The sequence below is a fragment of the Bradyrhizobium sp. AUGA SZCCT0283 genome, from assembly GCF_018130385.1.
Taxonomy (GTDB): Bacteria; Pseudomonadota; Alphaproteobacteria; order Rhizobiales; family Xanthobacteraceae; genus Bradyrhizobium.
Genome location: NZ_JAFCLU010000009.1, coordinates 170,536 through 189,747, shown reverse-complemented (window position 1 = coordinate 189,747; position 19,212 = coordinate 170,536). Strand labels below are relative to the sequence as shown.

Genomic DNA, 19,212 nt, shown 5'->3' with positions numbered 1-19,212 from the left:
TGGTGCTTAAGGTAATTAACTGAAGGCGGCGACGACGGTCTCGATCGGAAGAAACAGGGTGCGGCTGTCTTCCGGATACTCGATGAACTCGGCACATCTGATGTAGAAGCGCTTCGCTGCCTCATCCTTCGCATGCACCAGCACCGCCCCAATGCCGATGCTCTGCGAGGCGACCGCGATGCGGCGAAGCGCGTCCGCGAGGATGTCGGCGCCTAACCCCTTGCCCGCGTGGTCGCGGCTGACCGCCAATCGCCCGATGACCGAAACCGGAGTTGTGTCGGGTGCATTGCGCCGCACCTTGGCCGGCGCCGCCATGCGTTCCACCGCCCCGGCCGAGATGCAGAAATAAGCGACCACCCGGTTGCCCTCGCAGACGACATAGGTTCGCGAAAAACGGCTTTCGTTCTTCAAGGCCCGATGCCGTAGCCAGTCGTTCAACGCAGGTTCGCCGCAGTCGAAGCCCGAAAGATCATGCTCGGCCGTCAAGGGAACGGGGGCGGACAATCCAGATGCGGAGCGTTCCGATGCGTCTTCTACTTCTGCCATGCCGGCGCTCGGCGGAGCAGCGACCGCAGTTTCGGACCCGGCGCGGGGGGATTGTCGAGCGCGTGCAGGAAGGCGTCGTAGCGCTTGGAATCGAGTACGAACAAGCGCTGGTCGAGCAGCACATCGATCGCTTGCCGCCGCGCGGTCTCGATCATGAACTCGGTGCGCGTCTTGCCGAGGATCGCTGCTGCCTCGTCGATAAGTTGCCGGGTATTGGCCTCGATGCGCAGGTTGATGCTGCCCTTCGTGTCCGCAACAGATGAGCGCTCGGCGACAGCAATGGTCGCGTTTCCCAAGCCTTGGGAGGATGAAGAACGGTCCTTTGGCATTGCTGGAATATGGACGTCTGTATCTACAATGTCAATACAAACTAGTTCAGCTAAACTTCCGCAAACCGCCGTCCCTGAACACATAAACCGCGCCCTGCTCGATCAGGAGGTCGGCGGCGCTCTTCGGCGTCTCGATACCGAGGGCCACCATCAGCGCCCGCGCCGTTCCGCCATGGGCCACGGCGACGGTGTCGCTCTGCACGGAATCGTACCAGTGGCGCATCCGGTCCTGCACTTCCGCGTAGGTTTCGCCGCCTTCGGGGGCCATCGTCCACTTCGCCGTCAGCCGTTTGGCATAGAGCATGGGGTCGGCGGCCTGCATCTCCGCCAGCGTCGAACCCTCCCAGACACCGTAGCCGATCTCGCGCAGCCGATCGTCGAGCGCATATTCTTCCCGAGGAAGTTTCAGGGCCTCTCGCACCAATTCCATCGTCGCCCGCGCCCGCTGCAGCGGGCTTGCAACGAACGGCAACGCGGCCTTGTCGCGGCCATCGCGCTTGAGGAGATCGGCGAGGACGTTGCCGGCATGGGCCGCCTGCCTGCGGCCGAGATCGTTCAGCGGAATGTCCTGCGCACCCTGCAGCCTTCCTTCCGCATTCCACGACGTCTCGCCATGGCGGATGTAGTAGATCACGGGCGCGGGCATCGGACTATCAGGCTATTCCTTCGCTACCGAATTGGAGAGCGAGATGTCGGGCGCCTCGGGGCGCTTCATGCCGACGACGTGATAGCCGGCATCGACGTGATGCACCTCGCCGGTGACGCCGCGCGACAGGTCCGACAACAGATACAGCGCGCTGTCGCCGACCTCCTCGATGCTGACGTTGCGGCGCAGGGGCGCGTTATATTCGTTCCACTTCAGAATGTAGCGGAAGTCGCCGATGCCGGATGCGGCCAGCGTCTTGATGGGACCTGCCGAGATCGCGTTGACGCGGATGTTCTTTTCACCAAGGTCGGCGGCGAGATAGCGCACGCTGGCTTCGAGCGCCGCCTTGGCCACACCCATCACGTTGTAATGCGGCATCCACTTCTCGGCGCCGTAATAGGTCAGCGTCAGGATCGAGCCGCCGTCGGTCATCAGCTTTTCGGCGCGTTGCGCGATCGCGGTCAGCGAGTAGCAGGAGATCAGCATGCTCCTGGAGAAATTGTCCTGCGTCGTCTCCAGATAACGGCCATCGAGCTGGTCCTTGTCGGCGAAGGCGATGGCATGGACCACAAAGTCGATCTTGCCCCATTTTTCCCGGAGCACGTCGAATGCCGCGTCGATGGTGGCGGAATCGGTGACGTCGCAATGGCCGAGCAGAAGCGCGTTGAGCTCCTTGGCCAGCGGTTCGACCCGCTTCTTCAGCGCGTCGCCCTGCCAGGTGAGCGCGATTTCAGCGCCTGCGTCGTGGCATGCCTTGGCGATGCCCCAGGCGATCGAGCGGTTGTTGGCGACGCCGAGGATCACCCCGCGCTTGCCCAGCATCAGGCCTGATTTTTGCGACATCCGGTTTTCAATCGAGCTTCCCTGTGGGGTTTGGAGGTACACCAGCACTCCCGTGCGGTCGAGCCCAAATCCGCTGTTCGGATTAACGCTGTTTCCGGTGCGCCTCAATGGCTGGAATAGACACGCCGATTGGGTGTTATGTTGGGTAAGGCGTTCGCGCCTCATGACTCTTGCAACTCTTGCAATCTGGTGCCGATGAGCGCGTTTCGTCAAAGTGTCGAAGCCATGATTCCGGCGCTCCGCCGCTATGCACGTGCGCTCGCGCGCGATGCCGACATCGCCGACGATCTGGTGCAGGATACGCTGGTGCGCGCGTTGCGTTCGGAGCGGCTGTTTCTCGGCGGCGACGTCAGGAGCTGGCTCTATACGATCCTGACCAATTTGAACAAGAACCGGCGGCGGTCGCTGGCGCGGCGGCCGCAATTCATGCCGCTGCTCGACAACAATCCCGACGCCAGCGGCACCGAGGCGGAGGGCCGCGACATCGCCCGCGCGCTGGCAACGCTGGTGGAAGAACAGCGCTCGGTGCTGCTGCTGGTGATGCTGGAAGGACTGAGCTACCGCGAGGTCGCCGATATCCAGGGCGTGCCGATCGGCACCGTAATGTCCCGGCTTGCCCGCGCACGCGCGCATGTCAAAGCTTCGCTCGAGGGCGAACGCACGGCGCTGCGGCGGGTGAAATGAAGATGGGTGTGGCAGGCGTGATGCACAGACAGACCAGGAATAGGCAGAGACGACGACGATGACCGATCCCAACATTCCCGTCACCGAAGACGAGCTGCATGCTTACGTCGACAACGAGCTGCCGGCGGAACGCCGCGGCGACGTCGAGACGTGGCTCGCCTCGCATCCCGACGATGCCGCGCGGGTGCAGTCGTGGCGCGCGATGGCGGAAGCGCTGCATGCCAGGTACGATTCGGTTATCGACGAGGCGGTGCCGAAGCGGCTCGAGATCGAGCGGCTGGTGCGACAGCCGCGCAAATGGGTGTACGGCGCGATCGCGGCCACGCTGGCGGCGTTCATTGTCGGCGGCAGCGTCGGCTGGCTCGCGCGCGGCGCGACGGCGGCGCCCTCGGCTTTCCAAACTCTGACGGTGCACGCGATCGAAGCGCACCGGCTTTACGTGGTGGAAGTCCGCCATCCGGTCGAGGTGCCGGGCAGCGAACGCAGCCATCTGCAGCAATGGCTGACCAAGCGCTGCGGCTGGGTCGTCCGCGCGCCGGAACTGGCGGGAGCCGGATTGAAGCTGGTCGGCGGGCGGCTGCTGCCGGGGTCCGCGGGCCCGGCATCCTTCATGATGTATGAGAGCGCCTCGGGCGAACGTTTCACGATCTACACCGCCAAATCGGAGGCCGAGGCGACGCAGATGCGATTCGCGGCGGAAGGCAATGAAAGCACGCTGTTCTGGGCCGATGACGGCGTCGTCTATGCGGTGGTGTCTACCGGCGCCGATCGGGGGCGACTGACCCAGATCGCCCAGGCGGTCTACGACCAGATGGAGAAGAAGGGCGGCTAGACAACGTCAAGCCGACTTGTCCCAATTCTGACATCGAAAATCTGGAATCAAAACACCGGCCGGTCTCATTAATGCACCGGGTGATCACGCGAAAATGAGTAGCGCTCGATCCGCCGATCGGCGCAAGCGGCCTCGATCGGGGTTTGGTACCGCGCTGGTCCCCCTTTCGAGGCCGCCCCTTTTTCCCGAAAACCCTTTGTTTTCCAGGAAATAGGCCGCTTTTTTGGGAAAAATTCCTGCCAGGCCCCGTACTGTTCGACACGTTTTTTCGTGCCGCGAATCGCAGCCGAATCACCACTCGACTCAGCCGAAATCGCTGCGCGGATTATAAGGGTGGCCGTCGCGCCACTTTTCCATCAATGCCTCAAGCTCGGCATCGTTCCCGTCAGGCAGAATAATTCGGGTGGTGACAAACAGGTCTCCGGCTCCGCCCGCCTTGGGCAGACCCTTGCCCTTGAGGCGAAAGGTGCGGCCGCTGGAGGTATTTTTCGGAATCGACAATTCCACCGCGCTGCCGAGCGTCGGCACCCGGACCTTGCCGCCCAGCACCGCCTCATACAGCGCGATCGGCAGATCGATGCGCAGATCGCTGCCGTCGACCTTGAAGAACGGATGCGGCGCGATGCTGACCGTAATCAGGAGATCGCCGGGCGGGTGGCCCGGCGCGGTTTCGCCCTGCCCCTTCAGCCGGATCTGCTGGCCGGCGGTGACGCCTGCCGGAATCCGGACGTTGAGCTCCTTGCCGGTCGGCAGGCGGACGCGTTTTTCTCCGCCCTTAACTGCCTCTTCCAGCGACACCGTCATCGCGACATTCAGATCGAGATCGAGGCCGATCCCGCCGGTGTCGAATTCAAAGGTCCGGCCGCCGCCGCCGGAACGTCCGCCCCTCGCCGCGCCGCCGAACATGCTGTTGAGGATATCCTCAAAGCCCGCCCCGCCGGGACCGCCACCGGTGCGGAAGCTGTAGGACTCGAAGCCACCAGCTCCACCGGCGCGGCTGCGCGGGTCGCCGCCGGGAAAGCCCTGAAAGCGAGGCTTGCCCTCGGCGTCGATCTCGCCGCGGTCGAACTGCTTGCGCTTGTCCTCGTCGCCGATGATCTCGTTGGCGGAATTGATCTCGGAAAAGCGCGCAGCCGCCTTTGGATCGTTCTTGTTGTTGTCCGGGTGATGCTTCTTGGCGAGCTTGCGATAGGCACTCTTGATCGCCGCAGCGCTGGCGCCCCGCGGCACCCCCAAGACCTCATAGGGGTCGCGCATCCGTCAGGTCTCCTTCACGGGAAATTCGGTTATTGAAGCTTAGAGCAATTCGCCCGCTTTGGCTTCATCTGGGGAGCCAGTTGCATTTTTGCAACTACCCCGAAGGCTTCGCTTGAAAAACCTTTCAGGCCTTATCCCCGCGTCCAGGGCTTGATCGTGTGGATTTCCCATCGGCCATGGCCGGCCTTGCAGGCAGCGCCCTGCAGCCAGCTTTCCGCGCGGCCGTTGACGTAGCTCGCCAGGAAGTCCCGGCAGGTGCGCCCGTCTTCGGCGGAATAGGCCTGGGACAGCGGCGTCACCGAGCCGCGCGCGCCGGTCTCCGGGTTTTCCCAGGGCTGGCTGGAATCCTTGTCGCCCTTGGTCAGCACGTCGGAGGCGGCAGTGCGTGCAAAGGCCAGATCGCTCTCGGTCGGCACCGGCGCCGTGCCCGGTTGCTTGCTCAGCGAACCCGTGACGTCGGGAGCGTCCATCCTGGCGTAGGCGTCCGGGCGCGACAGGCTGCAGCCGCCCGAGCCGAGGCCGATCAAAATCAAGGTCATCACCGCGCCGCGCGGCCCGATCGCCGATAGGCCAACGCGTCCCCATGCCCTATATAGGGCGAGCCCGTATCGGGGCTGCAACGCGCTCTGGGACGCGAACGGACGCAACTGGGACTCCTGCCATGACGGACACGACCTCCATCAAACACCCGACACCGTTAACATCGGGTGATTTTACCGCGGCCGGGGAACCGTTTGCCCTGTTCGCCGAATGGTTTGCGGAAGCCGTGAAGTCCGAGCCGAACGATCCGAACGCGATGGCACTGGCGACCGTCGATGGCGACGGGCTGCCGGATGTCCGGATGGTGCTGATGAAGGGCTATGATGCGGATGGTTTCGTGTTCTACAGCCACATCGCCAGCCAGAAGGGCCGCGAACTCGCCGCAAATCCTAAGGCGGCTTTACTATTTCACTGGAAGTCGCTGCGCCGTCAGGTCCGCATCCGCGGCAACGTGTCGCCGGTGACGGATGAGGAAGCCGACGCCTATTTCGCCACGCGGCCGAAGCAGGCGCAGATCGGCGCCTGGGCCAGCAAGCAGTCGCAGCCGCTGGAGAGCCGCTTTGCCTTCGAGCAGGCGATCGCGCTGGTCGCCGCCAAATACGTGATCGGCGAAGTGCCGCGCCCGCAGGGCTGGAGCGGCTGGCGCATTCACCCCACACGTTTCGAATTCTGGCACGACCGCCCGTTCCGCCTGCACGACCGCATCGAATTCCGCCGCGATGCGCCTGATGGCGCGTGGTCGAAGGTGAGGCTCTATCCCTGAGTGATCGTCATGGCCGGGCTAAAGCGCGAAGCGCGTCTTCGTGTAGGATGTCCCGGCCATCCACGACTTCCTTTTATGCGACAAAGCAAGACGTGGATGCCCGGGAGCGCAGACAAGTCTACGTAGTCTGCGCAAGGCAGACTACTATGCCCGGGCAAAACGAAGAACGAGAGAATCTAAATGCCCTCTTCATCCAACGCGCCGCGGCGCACGCTGCTCCTGACCGGTGCCAGCCGCGGCATCGGCCACGCCACCGCGATCCGGTTCTCCTCGGCCGGCTGGCGTGTCATCACCTGCTCGCGGCATGCCTTTCCGGAAGTCTGCCCGTGGGGCGCCGGACCGGAGGATCACATCGAGGTCGACCTCGCCGACCACGCCGACACGACGCGCGCGATTTCGGAGATCCGCAAGCGGCTGGAGAACGACGAGTTGCATGCGCTGGTCAACAACGCCGCGATCTCGCCGAAAGCGCCGGACGGCAGCCGGCTCGGCACCATGGACACCGATATCGAAACCTGGAGCCATGTTTTTCGCGTCAACTTCTTCGCGCCGATCATGATGGCGCGCGGCCTGATCGAGGAATTGAAGCACGCCAAAGGCGCGGTGGTGAATGTCACCTCGATCGCGGGCTCGCGCGTGCACCCGTTCGCCGGCGTCGCCTATGCGACCTCGAAGGCGGCACTTGCTTCACTCACACGGGAAATGGCGTCCGATTTCGGCCGCGTCGGCGTCCGCGTCAATTCGATCGCGCCGGGCGAGATCGACACCTCGATCCTGTCGCCGGGCACCGAGAAGATCGTCGAGCAGCAGATTCCGATGCACCGGCTCGGCACGCCGGACGAAGTCGCCAAGATCATCTATGTGCTGTGTACGGAAACCAGCTCCTACGTGAACGGCGCCGAGATCCACATCAACGGCGGCCAGCACGTTTAAGCGCAGGATGTGATCTCGTAGGATGGGTAGAGCGAAGCGAAACCCATCAATCGGCTCGCGATAAAGCGTGGGTATCGTTTCGCTCCACCCATCCTACACTACCTCGAGACACGCGCGCGAGTGCGCGCTCCTCAGGATGAGGTCAGTGATTGCGAAGCAACATCACTCCGCGTAAAGCTTTCGTTGCCCCGTGCGCAGTGTCGTGGCGGTAACGTTAAGCGTGCTCGAACACTCGTCCTCGTTCTCGCCGTCCGCCAGCACAGCACCGCAGTGCCGGCAAAGCCGCGTCGAGAACGCCTGCGCCTTGCCAACGACGCGGTCCTGCTGATAGCGCGCAAGATCGACAACGTTGCGTGGCGACATTATGAGTTTCTCAACCATGGGATCCTCGCGGCCTGAGATGCACGTTATCGCAGACAAGTTTCGATCATTCGTTCAGCGCACTGCTCAAATTTTAGCAGTGGAATTGAGCCGATCTTCGCAGGTGTGGAACCGCCGGGAACCGCTGGTCTATAGCCACTTCTTCCACTTGAAGAGCAAGTATGGCAGCACGGCTGCCATGAGCATCATGACGAGCGCCATCGGATAGCCGTGCGCCCATTCGAGTTCCGGCATCATCTTGAAGTTCATGCCGTAGATCGAGGCGATCAGTGTCGGCGGCATCAGGACGACCGCCATCACCGAGAACAGCTTGATGATGTTGTTCTGCTCGAGATTGACGACGCCAAGCATGGCGTCGAGCGTGAAGGTGATCTTGTTGGAGAGATAGGACGAATGGTCGGTCAGCGAGACGACGTCGCGCTGCATGGTCTTGAGTTGCTCGCGCATGTCCTTGGACCATTTGGCGCCTTCCACCACCGCCGACAGGAAGGTGACGACACGGCCGATCGAGACCAGGCTCTCCCGGATCTTCGAGACCAGATCCCCCTTCCGCCCGATCGCGATCAGGATCTGGGAATATCGCTTGGCCTGGCCATGGCGCGCGCTTTCGGGCTCGAAGATGTCGTGGGAGACCTGATCGACCTCGGCGCCGGCGCGCTCCAGAATATCGGCGCAGCGGTCGATCACCGCGTCCAGCAGTTCCATCAGCACCATTTCGCCCGATATCCCCGGCAGGCATGAGCGCGCCAGCTTGTGTTCCACCAAGGCAAACGGCTTCGGCTCGTCATAGCGCACCGTCACCAGGCGGTGGCCGGCGAGGATGAAGGTGACGGCCGTGGTCCTCGGCATGTCGGTGTCGGATTGGCACATCAGCGTCGCGGTCATGTAGCGGGCGCTGTTCTCGATATAGAGCCGGCTGGAAATCTCGATTTCCTGCATGTCCTCCCGGGTCGGTACCGCGATGCCGGCCAGCCGCTCGACCGCGCGGTCCTCCTCCAGCGTCGGCTTCAACAGGTCGATCCAGACCGCATTGTCCGGCAGCGCCGCCGGATCCGCGGCGGGGAGCTTCTTCAGGGAGGATTCGGAGGGAACAAACACCGAAAACATGGGCAACTCCAGAACGGGCGGCAATCTCTTCATCTGGACGCGTTTTCTTGACGCGAACCGGTACCACTTCGCTTGAAAACGCTAGGGCTACCCAGCGGCACTAAACCCGATTCTGGCAAGCGCTTCATGACCGGCGCATTAACCGCCGATCCATATTTGTGGCCGCGAGGTGGCGCCCGCGCGGCCACTATTCGGCCCCGGCGTACCCCTGCCCGGAAATCAACCGCAAGTCGCAAAATTTGCGGCATAAAAGCCACAGCCGCGCTTCCGCAACGCGAAACCGGTGCGCAAACGCTGGCATATCAGCCGGATTTTGCGGATACTGGGATTAATGGAATCGTCGCGTTTGGGCCGCAAGATTGTTGCTGCGAACGCAAGACTTTCGATTGGAAGTACGCCATGTCGTCGCTGAAAGTAATCCTGGGGCTGCTTGCCGCCGGCCTTGCGTTGTCTGGTTGCATGCCGGCAACCACCTATCAGGCCGCCCCTGAAGCCACCCTCAAGCCGAACGACAAGGCCCAGCTCGCCAAGGCGCGCTATGCCGTGGTGCCGCCGGCGGAGCCGTTCCGCCGTGCCATCGTCGACTATCACCGCAAGGAACTGCCCGGCACCATCGTCGTCGATTCCGATAATCATTACCTTTATCTGGTCCAGGACGGCGGCAAGGCGATCCGCTACGGCGTCACCGTCGGCGAGGAAGCCCTCGCGTTCTCCGGCATCGCCCGCGTCGGCAACATGGCCGAATGGCCGAAATGGACGCCCACGGCCGATATCCACAAGCGCATCGAAGGCCTGCCCGCATCGGTGCCCGGCGGCGTCGATAATCCGCTCGGCGCCCGTGCGCTCTATCTGTACCAGGGCAACAAAGACACGCTGTTCCGCATCCACGGCACCAACCAGCCGGAATATATCGGCGCCTCGATCTCGTCGGGCTGCATCCGCATGACCAACGAGGACGTCATCGACCTCTACAGCCGGGTGAAGCAGGGCACGGTGGTTGTCGTGCTCGAACCCAGGCAGGGCGACTCGCCGTACAATTCCAAGATGGCGCTGCAGGGCGGCGGCAACAACGGCCCGACGCCGCAGTAGCCGACTGCCGGTTACACCGCAGCCGAACATCAAGAGCGCCGGTTTTGCCGGCGCTTTTTCTTTGCAGGCTTCTCCTCGCGCGGCGGCTCGGCCTGATCCGGTTTTTCGGCATTCTTTTTTTCAGCTTCCGGCTCAGCCGCGGACTTGGCATCAGGCTTCGCATCAGAGTTGGCACCAGACTCGGCACCAGACTTGGCATCCGATTTGGCTTCGTCCGGCTTGGCGGCGGCCTCGCGCGGCGGCGCTTCCTCGGGCCGCTCGGCCGGCAATAGCGGCGCGGTCTGCGGCAGCGGGTCCCACACGTCCCACTGGCAGATCCGGTAATTGCCGCGCCGTTCCATCAGGTCGAGATGGATATGGTCCTCGTGGTACCAGTCCGAGCCTGGACCCAGCACGGTCGAGAACCGCGTGCAGGCGGAATGCAGCACACTCTCGCGCAATCCCCGCGGCACGGTGCGGTCGGTCAGCGAGATCGAGCTGCCGTCGGCGAACTTGAAGGCGCGAACGTCGAGCGCGTTGGCGCGGCCGTGTTCGGAGAGCCTGGCGCCGACGATGCGGTTGCGGCCGCGGCACTCGAACGAGTCGAAATTGTCGAGATCGGAGACGGAGCTGCCGAGGCGCTCCGCCAGCGGCGCGATATCGCTGCGGATCCACTCGGCGAGCGCAGATGCCATGGGACAACGCAGGATCGCCGCCGGCTTCACCGAAACCTGCCGCTTGTCCGGCAGCACAATCGCCTCCAGCCGCACCAGATCCTCGCCCCCGCAGCCGCCGGCGCCCTTGATGTCGGGGATGCTGGGCGCAATCGCGATGGCGTCGGTCAGCGCCAGCCGGCAGGCCGATGGCTGTGGCGTGGGCTGCGGTGCCGGCGCGGCCTGTTCGCCGGGCTTGCCGTTCGGGGGCGAGGCCTGCTGCTGCTTGTCCGGCTTGTCGCGTTCGGCCGAAGGGGCCTCGGACGGGCGCGGCTTCGGCAGCGGCACCGCCGCGCGGCGCGCCGTTGCCCGCGGGGCTCCCCGTTCCCTTGGCGATACATCCCTGAACAGGTCCGCCCAAGGCGCCGGACGGGACGCTTTCGCCGCAACCGCCGGCCCGGTTGGCATGCCAAGCAGGAGCGCCACCGCGGCAGCGGTAACCATTGCCGGGTTGAGGCGGCGAAAGGCGCCATAAGCCCATTTCCGGCTTGCGTTCTGCGCGGTAAAGTTCATGTCAATTCCATGAACCCACCCCCCGGTCCGCCCGTACAGTCGGCGGATCGAGCGGCAACAAACAAACCATCGGAGGGAAGTGCGTATGCTCGGATTGATGCAAGACTGGCCTTTGCTTTGCCATCGGATTATCGAACACGCGGCGAAGTATCACGGCACGCAAGAGGTCGTCACGCGGTCGGTCGAAGGTCCCATACATCGCACCAATTACGCCGAAATTCATGCACGCGCGCTGAAAGTATCGCAACGGCTGGACCGCGACGGCATCAAGCTCGGTGACCGCGTCGCCACCATCGCCTGGAATACCTGGCGCCATCTCGAAGCCTGGTACGGCATCATGGGAATCGGCGCGATCTGCCACACCATCAATCCGCGGCTGTTCCCCGACCAGATCGCCTGGATCATCAACCACGCGCAGGACCGCGTGGTGATGGTCGATATCACCTTCGTGCCGATCCTGGAAAAGATCGCCGCCAGCCTGCCGAGCGTCGAACGCTACATCGTGCTGACCGACAAGGCGCACATGCCGCCGACCACGCTGAAAAACGCGGTCGCCTATGAGGACTGGATCGCGGAAGCCGACGGCAAGTTCAAATGGAAGGATTTTGACGAAAATACCGCGGCCGCGATGTGCTACACCTCGGGCACCACGGGCGATCCAAAAGGCGTGTTGTATTCGCACCGTTCCAACGTGCTGCACGGGCTGATGGCCAACAATGTCGACGCCCTCGGCACCAGCGCCGCCGAGACAATGCTGCCGGTGGTGCCATTGTTCCATGCCAATAGCTGGGGCATCGCGTTTTCCGCGCCTTCGATGGGCACCAAGCTCGTCATGCCCGGCGCCAAGCTCGACGGTGCTTCGGTCTATGAACTCCTCGACACCGAGAAGGTCACGCACACCGCCGGCGTGCCGACCGTGTGGCTGATGCTGCTCAATCACATGGCCGCCGGAAACCTGAAGCTGCCCCACCTGAAGAGCGTGGTGTGCGGCGGCTCGGCGATGCCGCGCTCGATGATCAAGGCGTTCGTCGACATGGGCATTCGCGTGCGCCACGCCTGGGGCATGACCGAGATGAGCCCGATCGGCACCGTCGCCGCGCTGAAGCCGCCATTTGCCGAACTCACCGGCGAGGAGCGGCTCGACATCCTGCAGACCCAGGGCTATCCGCCGTTCGGCGTCGAGATGAAGATCACCGACGATGCCGGCAAGGAACTGCCGTGGGACGGCAAGACTTTCGGCCGCCTCAAGGTCGCCGGCCCGGCGGTCGCCAAGGCCTATTTCCACGTCGATACCGAGATCCTCGACGACGAGGGCTTTTTCGATACCGGCGACGTCGCGACCATCGACCAGCACGGCTACATGCGGATCACCGATCGCTCCAAGGACGTCATCAAGTCCGGCGGCGAATGGATTTCGTCGATCGACCTGGAAAACCTCGCGGTCGGTCATCCCGCGGTCGCGGAAGCCGCTGTTATCGGCGTCTATCATCCCAAATGGGACGAGCGTCCGCTGCTGATCATACAACTCAAGCAGGACCAGAAAGCCACCCGCGAGGACATCCTGAAGTTCATGGATGGCAAGATCGCCAAATGGTGGATGCCCGACGACGTCGCTTTCGTCGACGGCATTCCCCACACCGCGACCGGCAAGATCCTGAAGACCGCGTTGCGCGAACAGTTCAAGGCTTACCGCTTCCCGACCGCCGCGGCGTGAGGCGAACTCCCCGCCCGAATTAAAGAAGGCCGCCTTCCCGCAAAGGAAGGCGGCCTTTTCGCGATGCACCGCAGGGGCCCGGACTCAAAATATCGAAAACAACCCCATGCAAAGTAGGACGGGCCCCGGCTCGCAGCACTCACGCAGGGGCACGAGTTGGTCCGTCATCACGGCCCAACCTGATTTGATCCCGCGCTAGCGCCTGGCGCCCGGCTGGCTTTCCTTCCACTTCAGGAATTGCTGGTAGAGCGTCGCGTCGTCCTCCGCCGCTCGCGTATCCTGTCCGCCGGTGTCACGGGCCTGCGCGGCGATGAACTGCTCGAATCTCTGGCGCGTGTCCGACGCAACGGTGGCATTCCTGTCGAGCCATTCCTGGGCCGCCGGGAAGCGCGTCCATCCCTTCAAGGGCGCACTCAACACCACTTCCTTCCACTTCGGATGGAACGGCGGCTGTTGCAGCGATTTCAGGCGGTCGAAGAATATTTTCACGAAATGCTCGACCTTGCCGTATCGCTCGGTCTTCGGCGACCAGTTGTAGGCGGCCAGGATCGCCGGCACGGCGACGGTGTCGACACGGCCACCGGGCGGGATCAGCGACGGATAGTCCTCGGCCTTCAGCACGGACGGCAGATAATCGCTTTGCAGCGGTTCGCTGTAGGGGATCGGGACCAAATGCAGGTTGTCTCCCTTCACCTGGCTGACGGCCTTGGACGGGCTTCCCTGCACCGCCACGACCGCATCGAGTTCGCCGTTCTTCAGCTTTTCATAAGCGATGCGTTGCTCGATGAAGGCGTAGACCGGCTTGATGCCCAGCCGTTCGAAGATCGTGATCGCGGTGACGAACGTTCCTCCGTTCGGCAGGTCGACGGCAACGCGCCGGCCGTTCAGATCGGCGAGGCTCTTGATCGACGTCCTGGCGACGACGTGCATCTCCTCATTGTAGAGCTTAGTGATATAGGCGAACTGGCCGCGGATGTTGCCGGTGTAGCCCTTCCTTTCCAGGTAATCGAGCGTGTCGGCACGCATGATGCCGAGATCGACCCCCTTGAGGAAAAGGATGTCGGCAATGCTCTGCACCGATCCGCGACCGACGATCGGCAGCACGCGCATCTGGTTGCCGTCGTCGAGCACCGAGGCGAGGTCCGCCCCGAACTGGACGTAGGTGCCGCCGATCGTGCCCGTCACGACAGTGACGGTGTTGGCGTTGAGCCGTTCGCGCGTACTCTTGTTCCCGCTGGAATAGCTGAATATTGCCTTCAGTCCGTCGCTCACTGCGCCGGGATCGAGCTCGCCCTTGATGCCTTGCGGGTTGCCTTGGGCGAAGGCCGATGTCGCGCACAACAGCGCGACCGCGCAGCGAGACGCCACGCGGGTAGCGAATCGCATCGTCATGGAAAAACTCCGGTACTCAAAAATAATTTGACCGGCGCGTGCGAACGCGCCCGGTCGAAATCAGCGCGAGAGCGCCAGCGCTTCCAGCTTTCGCTGCGCGTCGGGTTCGCCCCATTCCTTTGCCCGCTGATACCAGATGCGGGCCTGGGCGGCGTCCGCCATCGGACCGTCAGCGCCGATCTGCCTGAGCAGCGCCGGATCGTAGGTCGTGCCGACGAGCAGTGCCGCCCGCGCATTCCGCGCCTCGGCGCCGCGCATCAGCAACAACCGCGCCGACTGGACGTCGCCGCTTGAGAGCAGATCCTGCCCGCGCTTGATCAGGGCGGCGACTTCCCTCGGATCGAGGCTGCGCACGACCTCCGCCTGCGGCGTGACCGGCATCGCCGACGGCGCGGCCGTGGCCACGGCGACCGGCGGCGCCACGGCGACTGGCGGCGGTGCGGCAACTGGCGGCGGCACGGCAACCGGCGGCGTCGCAGCGACCCTTGGCGCTACCGCGGCAAGGCTTGGCGCTGCTGCCTGCCAGGTCAGCCGCGTGGAGGTGCCGGTCAGAGCCGCGCCGTTACCGTCACGCAATTCCGCAGTCACCAGCATCTGGCCGGTGAATCCTTCCGGCGGAATGACCGAAACGCCGGAAATCTCCGTCGCCGGCACACGCCACTCGCCGGCGCCGATACGCTTGCCGGACGTCAGCCGCGCGCCGGCAGTCAGTCCGTTGATGGATACGAACGCGCCGGGCGGCGGAGCGCCGACGTGAATTCCGAGCGGCACGGGATCGTTGGCGAAGCCGCTGCCGTCCTGCACGGCCAGGGTCGCCGTACGCTTCTGTTGTGGCGGCGGCTGCGGCGCCGGGGTAACCGACGACTTTACCGACTGCCAGGCGGCCGAAAGCGACGCGTTGTCCTGGCCGGCGGGGCGTTGCGAAGACGGAATGGCCATCACGAGAAGCGTTGCGATGCTCGCGGCAATCGCCACCGCGATCGAGAAGCGGATGACCTGCTGGAGCAGTGCGCGCCGCCCCGACAGATCGCGGAGCACGGATGGCGCTTCGACCGGCGCCACTTCCCTCGCCTCCTGCATGGCCTGCGCGACGGCTTTGGTGAACATTTCGGAATCCTGGCGGCGTGGAGGCTTGCCAAATGGTTGCAAGGGCGGTCCTTCCGTCGGCATTCGCGGGCGCCACTCCTCGGTCTGGATGGGCATCGTGCCCGGCTGCTCGCTGGTCGACCGTTCCCTCAGCTCGCGCGGCGCATAATATGCCGGGTCATTCGGGCCGACATATCCTTCGTGCTTTGCATCACTACTCATACTGAACACTCGCCCTCATGAGGCTATCCACCAGCCCCGCGGACGTATGCCGATTGCGCCCTATGCGATGATCCCTGAAACTCCGGATGGGCGCAACCGCATCTTTGCGGCTCCGCCCGGAAACAAGGACCGGGAGTTGAGATCATCCTGCAGCGCTTCCGGCTGACACCCGCCGTTTCCCGTTTAGTTGGCGGTTCGCCGTGTCCGTGCAGGACAGTCCCGTGTTGCGGCAAATACGACAACCAGACGGCGAGAGGTAGACGAAAGTTGGACCGACTTCAATCTACAACTAATAATCAATTTACAGGGATGGTTAACCGGCAAGGTTGCCGTCATCAGCGCATTGGCCGATTAATAGCGTTTTCGAGCGAAGTGGATACCGGTTCGCGCCAAGAAAACGCTTCAACCAAGAAGTATAACGCGCAAACCTTGAAATTCGCGCCCCGCCGTGGTCTCACGTTGCGAGTTTGCAGCCCGGCCCCGCCCGTCGGCCAGACAGACTCCAACCCGGCAGATTTACCGATGGCCCGAAGGTTTTCCGCTCCCTACCAGTCGGAGCCCGTGTCCAGCCTCGCCACCTGGTCGCGCAACCTCGCCATCTTTGCCGTGGTCGCGGTGGTGGTCTCGATCCTCATCGTCCGTTTCGGCTTCCTGGAGATGAAGCCGGCGCTGGCGACCTTCTTCGGCGCGCTCGGTTGCGCCGTGCTTTCGATCCTGGTCGGCCTCGCTGCCTTTGCCGCGATCTGGCAGAACGGGTCGCGCGGCATGGGCCGGATCCTGCTGGCGTTCCTGATCAACGCCCTGCTGCTCGCCTACCCGGCCTACCTCGCCCTCCAATACCGCAAGCTGCCGCCGATCCACGACATCACCACCGACCCGATCGATCCGCCGCGCTTCGAGGCGCTGGCGCGGCTGCGCAGCGGCGAAGGCGCCAACTCGGCGGTCTATGCCGGGCTCTATTCGGCCGAACAGCAGCGGATCGCTTACCCCGATATCGAGACGGTGGAGCTCGAAGTCCCGCCGCAGCGGGCCTATGAGGTGACGCTGGCGCTGGTCACCAAGCGCAAATGGCTCGTGATCGACGAGCGGCCGCCGCAGTTGCCGCGCCGCATCGGCCGCATCGAGGCGGTGGCGCGGACGCCGATCATGGGATTTCGCGAGGACATCTCGATCCGCATCACGCCCGACGGCGAGGAATCGCGCGTCGATATCCGCTCCTCCTCGCGCTATTTCGAAAGCGACCTCGGCAGCAACGCCGCGCGCGTCTCCAAGCTGATCGAGGACATCAATACCGCGGTCGATAGCGCCAAACCGGCGGCGCCGAAGAAACCGCAAGCGCCGGCCAAGGCGCAGGCCAAGACGGTGAAGAAGTGACGCGTTAGCCAGTCCTGGGCGCGAGCGAACCCGGGATATCCGGAATGATGTCATGCGCGTGCTCCTCAGCGAAGGTTCCGGTCTGACCTCCCGCCAAGTCGCGACACGGCTGGGCGCGCTTGGTCACCACGTTGAAGTCCTTTCCTCGACGCCGTTCTGCCTCACCCGTTTCACACGTCATGTCCGCGCGCTGCATCGGGTGCCGCGCTTCGCCGACGATCCGATGGCCTGGCTTGCGGCGGCAAACCGCATCGCCAGGCTGCGCGCCATCGACGTGCTGCTGCCGACGCAGGAGCAGGTGGCGGTCCTGTCGGCGCAGCGCAGCCGGCTCGAGGTGGCAACGGTGGTTCCGGATTTCGCCGCGCTGCGCCGCGTGCAGGACAAGATCGAGGCCTGGCGCACCTTGCATGCGATCGGCATTCCGCAGCCCGCCTCCGTCGTGGTACGCAGCAAGAACGATCTTGCTGCGATCGGGCAGTTTCCCGTGTTCGTGAAGCGACCGATCTCGACCGCGAGCGCCGGCGTCCGCCGCGCCGCCACGGCGGACGAACTCGTCGCCGCAGCTGCGGCGCTCGGGCTCGGTACCGAGGAGCTGTTGGTGCAGACGCAAGCCTCGGGCCCGCTTGCGATGGTGCAGGCGCTCGCCGACCACGGCCGGCTCGTTGCCCATCACGCCAATCGGCGTGTGATCGAGGGCATCGGCGGCGGCGCCGCGGTGAAGGAAAGCATTCGGCTTCCGAAGCTGGAAGAATATCTGCAGCGGCTGGTGCAGGCGCTCGACTGGCATGGGCCCATCTCGATGGATGTCATCGTCACTGGTGATGGACCGCTGGTCATCGACGTCAATCCGCGGCTGGTCGAGCCGATCAACGCACACATCGCCGGCGTCGATCTCGTCGGCGCCATGCTCGAGCTGGCCCAGGGCGGTCATCCCCCGGCGGTGCCGGCCGGGCAAGGCGGCGTGCGCTCGCGCCAACTTCTGCTGTCTGTCCTGGGCGCGGCGGAACACGGACGGCGCGTCGCGGTGCTGCGCGAGCTGATTGCCGCGCTGCGATGCCGTGGCGACTATAAGGATGCGGCTGAGGAATTGACGCCGGTCGATGGCGACCCGATAGCCGCGCTGCCGGTTGTCCTGGCGGTGCTCGCGACATTGATCAAACCGTCCCTGTGGCGCCTGTTTCACGCTGGCGCCACCGGCCCCTACTCGCTGACGCCGGAGGCCTGGCGCAAGATCATCTCGGCGAGCGAGCGCTGACGCGTCTTGGAATCAGGGATCAGGACGCCAGGCGGTACGTCCCGCCGATCACCGGATCGCCGTCCGTCGCCACGATGCCGCGCGCGACCAGGTCTTCCAGATGCGCCAGCACGGAATATCCGGCGGCGTTGGTCAGCCGCGGATCGATACCGATATAGATCGCGCGCACCATGGTCGGGATGTCGGCCTCGCCCTTGGCGAGGCGATGCAGGATCGAGGCTTCGCGCGCCTGGCGGTGCCGGGTCAGGAAGCGGACGTAACGCGGCCCTTCCCGAATTTCCGGCCCATGGCCGGAGAAATACAGATCCTCGTCCCGGCTCTCCAGCCGCGCCAGCGAGGCCATGTAATCGATCATCGATCCGTCCGGGGGTGCCACGATCGAGGTCGACCATCCCATCACGTGATCGCCGACGAAGTTGATCTTTCGCTCAGGCCACGCGAACGCCAGATGGTTGGCGGTGTGGCCCGGCGTTGCGACCGCCTCCAGCGCCCAGCCCTGCCCTTCGATGACGTCGCCGTTCTCGACTTCGATATCAGGCCTGAAGTCGCGGTCGGCGCCGGATTCCGGATTGTGCTTCTCGCTCTCGAAGCGCGGCCGCGAGGCGCGATGCGGCCCCTCGGCATAAACAGGCGCGCCGGTGGCGGCCTTGATCCGCGCGGTGTTCGGCGAGTGGTCGCGATGGGTATGGGTGACGAGAATGTGCGTCACCGTCTCGCCGCGCACGGCGTCGAGCAGCGCCTTTGCGTGCGCCTCGTTGTCGGGACCGGGATCGATGATCGCGACATTGCCGCGACCCACGATGTAGCTGACCGTGCCGGTGAAGGTGAACGGGCTCGGATTGTTGCAGAGGACGCGCCGCACGCCGGGGCGGGCTTCATCGACGACTCCGGGCTTGAGCGGGAAGTCGCGGTTGAACGGGATGTCGTCGTTGTCGGCCATGGTTTTTCTTGGCGTCATTCCGGGGCATCGCGCAGCGATGAACCCGGAATCCCGAGGTGGGAAAAAAGAATACG

20 protein-coding genes are annotated in these 19,212 nt (G+C 64.2%); 8 read left to right on the top strand and 12 right to left on the bottom strand.

The genetic code is table 11. From position 1 onward, the window contains the following. Positions 1–15: 15 nt before the first annotated feature. The 4 genes from JQ624_RS15255 to fabI are packed head-to-tail and all read right to left on the bottom strand — an operon-like array spanning position 16 to position 2,364. Positions 16–546, bottom strand: a complete 531-nt coding sequence (locus JQ624_RS15255; protein WP_212419711.1) for a GNAT family N-acetyltransferase — start codon at positions 544–546, stop codon at positions 16–18. After that, positions 534–875 (bottom strand): DUF1778 domain-containing protein, encoded by a 342-nt coding sequence (locus tag JQ624_RS15250; protein ID WP_212419710.1) that lies wholly within the window; start codon positions 873–875, stop codon positions 534–536. Before JQ624_RS15250 ends, JQ624_RS15255 begins: the two co-directional genes overlap by 13 nt. Before the next feature lie 46 nt (positions 876–921). Then, positions 922–1,521 carry a histidine phosphatase family protein gene (locus JQ624_RS15245; protein ID WP_212419709.1) on the bottom strand — a complete coding sequence of 200 codons (600 nt, stop codon included), beginning with the start codon at positions 1,519–1,521 and terminating at the stop codon, positions 922–924. Positions 1,522–1,533: 12 nt separating this feature from the next. Next, positions 1,534–2,364, bottom strand: a complete 831-nt coding sequence (gene fabI / locus JQ624_RS15240; RefSeq protein ID WP_212419708.1) for an enoyl-ACP reductase FabI — start codon at positions 2,362–2,364, stop codon at positions 1,534–1,536. A 195-nt stretch (positions 2,365–2,559) separates the two neighbouring features. Between fabI and JQ624_RS15235 the strand changes: the two genes are divergently transcribed. Further along, positions 2,560–3,048 carry an RNA polymerase sigma factor gene (locus tag JQ624_RS15235; RefSeq protein ID WP_171577673.1) on the top strand — a complete coding sequence of 163 codons (489 nt, stop codon included), beginning with the start codon at positions 2,560–2,562 and terminating at the stop codon, positions 3,046–3,048. A gap of 58 nt (positions 3,049–3,106) precedes the next feature. Continuing rightward, the gene (locus JQ624_RS15230; RefSeq protein WP_212419707.1) at positions 3,107–3,880 is read left to right on the top strand and encodes an anti-sigma factor; all 774 of its coding nucleotides are present in this window, start codon (positions 3,107–3,109) and stop codon (positions 3,878–3,880) included. Between the two features lie 303 nt (positions 3,881–4,183). Here JQ624_RS15230 and JQ624_RS15225 read toward each other — a convergent pair whose 3' ends face one another. Together JQ624_RS15225 and JQ624_RS15220 are read right to left on the bottom strand one after the other, a co-directional pair. Continuing rightward, a complete protein-coding gene (locus tag JQ624_RS15225) occupies positions 4,184–5,137 on the bottom strand; it encodes a DnaJ C-terminal domain-containing protein (protein WP_212419706.1) in 954 nt (317 codons plus the stop codon). A gap of 131 nt (positions 5,138–5,268) precedes the next feature. Beyond that, a complete protein-coding gene (locus JQ624_RS15220; protein WP_212419705.1) occupies positions 5,269–5,676 on the bottom strand; it encodes an RT0821/Lpp0805 family surface protein in 408 nt (135 codons plus the stop codon). 122 nt (positions 5,677–5,798) lie between these two features. On the opposite strand from JQ624_RS15220, the gene pdxH reads away from it, so the two are divergent. Then, positions 5,799–6,440 (top strand): pyridoxamine 5'-phosphate oxidase, encoded by a 642-nt coding sequence (pdxH, locus tag JQ624_RS15215; protein ID WP_212419704.1) that lies wholly within the window; start codon positions 5,799–5,801, stop codon positions 6,438–6,440. Positions 6,441–6,620: 180 nt separating this feature from the next. Beyond that, positions 6,621–7,373 (top strand): SDR family NAD(P)-dependent oxidoreductase, encoded by a 753-nt coding sequence (locus JQ624_RS15210; RefSeq protein WP_212419703.1) that lies wholly within the window; start codon positions 6,621–6,623, stop codon positions 7,371–7,373. Between the two features lie 162 nt (positions 7,374–7,535). Here the strand turns inward: JQ624_RS15210 and JQ624_RS15205 are convergent, their stop codons facing one another. After that, entirely contained in the window at positions 7,536–7,736 is a 201-nt protein-coding gene (locus tag JQ624_RS15205) for a hypothetical protein (RefSeq protein ID WP_249129811.1), read from the bottom strand. A 147-nt stretch (positions 7,737–7,883) separates the two neighbouring features. Then, positions 7,884–8,861: a magnesium transporter CorA family protein gene (locus tag JQ624_RS15200; RefSeq protein WP_212419701.1), complete on the bottom strand. Its 978-nt coding sequence runs from the start codon at positions 8,859–8,861 to the stop codon at positions 7,884–7,886. Between the two features lie 399 nt (positions 8,862–9,260). On the opposite strand from JQ624_RS15200, the gene JQ624_RS15195 reads away from it, so the two are divergent. Then, on the top strand, positions 9,261–9,950 hold the full coding sequence (locus tag JQ624_RS15195) for a L,D-transpeptidase (protein ID WP_212419700.1): 690 nt from the start codon (positions 9,261–9,263) through the stop codon (positions 9,948–9,950). Between the two features lie 29 nt (positions 9,951–9,979). Here JQ624_RS15195 and JQ624_RS15190 read toward each other — a convergent pair whose 3' ends face one another. Next, the gene (locus JQ624_RS15190) at positions 9,980–11,155 is read right to left on the bottom strand and encodes an extensin family protein (RefSeq protein WP_212419699.1); all 1,176 of its coding nucleotides are present in this window, start codon (positions 11,153–11,155) and stop codon (positions 9,980–9,982) included. A gap of 85 nt (positions 11,156–11,240) precedes the next feature. Here JQ624_RS15190 and JQ624_RS15185 point away from each other — a divergent pair, with 85 nt between their 5' ends. Then, positions 11,241–12,869, top strand: a complete 1,629-nt coding sequence (locus JQ624_RS15185; RefSeq protein ID WP_212419698.1) for a fatty-acid--CoA ligase — start codon at positions 11,241–11,243, stop codon at positions 12,867–12,869. Between the two features lie 195 nt (positions 12,870–13,064). Here JQ624_RS15185 and JQ624_RS15180 read toward each other — a convergent pair whose 3' ends face one another. Next, entirely contained in the window at positions 13,065–14,255 is a 1,191-nt protein-coding gene (locus tag JQ624_RS15180; protein ID WP_212419769.1) for a TAXI family TRAP transporter solute-binding subunit, read from the bottom strand. Between the two features lie 66 nt (positions 14,256–14,321). Continuing rightward, entirely contained in the window at positions 14,322–15,368 is a 1,047-nt protein-coding gene (locus JQ624_RS15175; RefSeq protein ID WP_249129810.1) for a hypothetical protein, read from the bottom strand. Between the two features lie 723 nt (positions 15,369–16,091). On the opposite strand from JQ624_RS15175, the gene JQ624_RS15170 reads away from it, so the two are divergent. Both JQ624_RS15170 and JQ624_RS15165 read left to right on the top strand, forming a co-directional pair. Further along, positions 16,092–16,943: a DUF1499 domain-containing protein gene (locus JQ624_RS15170; RefSeq protein WP_212419697.1), complete on the top strand. Its 852-nt coding sequence runs from the start codon at positions 16,092–16,094 to the stop codon at positions 16,941–16,943. Between the two features lie 52 nt (positions 16,944–16,995). Next, a complete protein-coding gene (locus JQ624_RS15165) occupies positions 16,996–18,198 on the top strand; it encodes an ATP-grasp domain-containing protein (RefSeq protein WP_212419696.1) in 1,203 nt (400 codons plus the stop codon). A gap of 19 nt (positions 18,199–18,217) precedes the next feature. On the opposite strand, the gene JQ624_RS15160 is transcribed toward JQ624_RS15165, so the two are convergent. Next, on the bottom strand, positions 18,218–19,138 hold the full coding sequence (locus JQ624_RS15160) for an MBL fold metallo-hydrolase (RefSeq protein WP_212419695.1): 921 nt from the start codon (positions 19,136–19,138) through the stop codon (positions 18,218–18,220). Positions 19,139–19,212 lie beyond the last annotated feature (74 nt).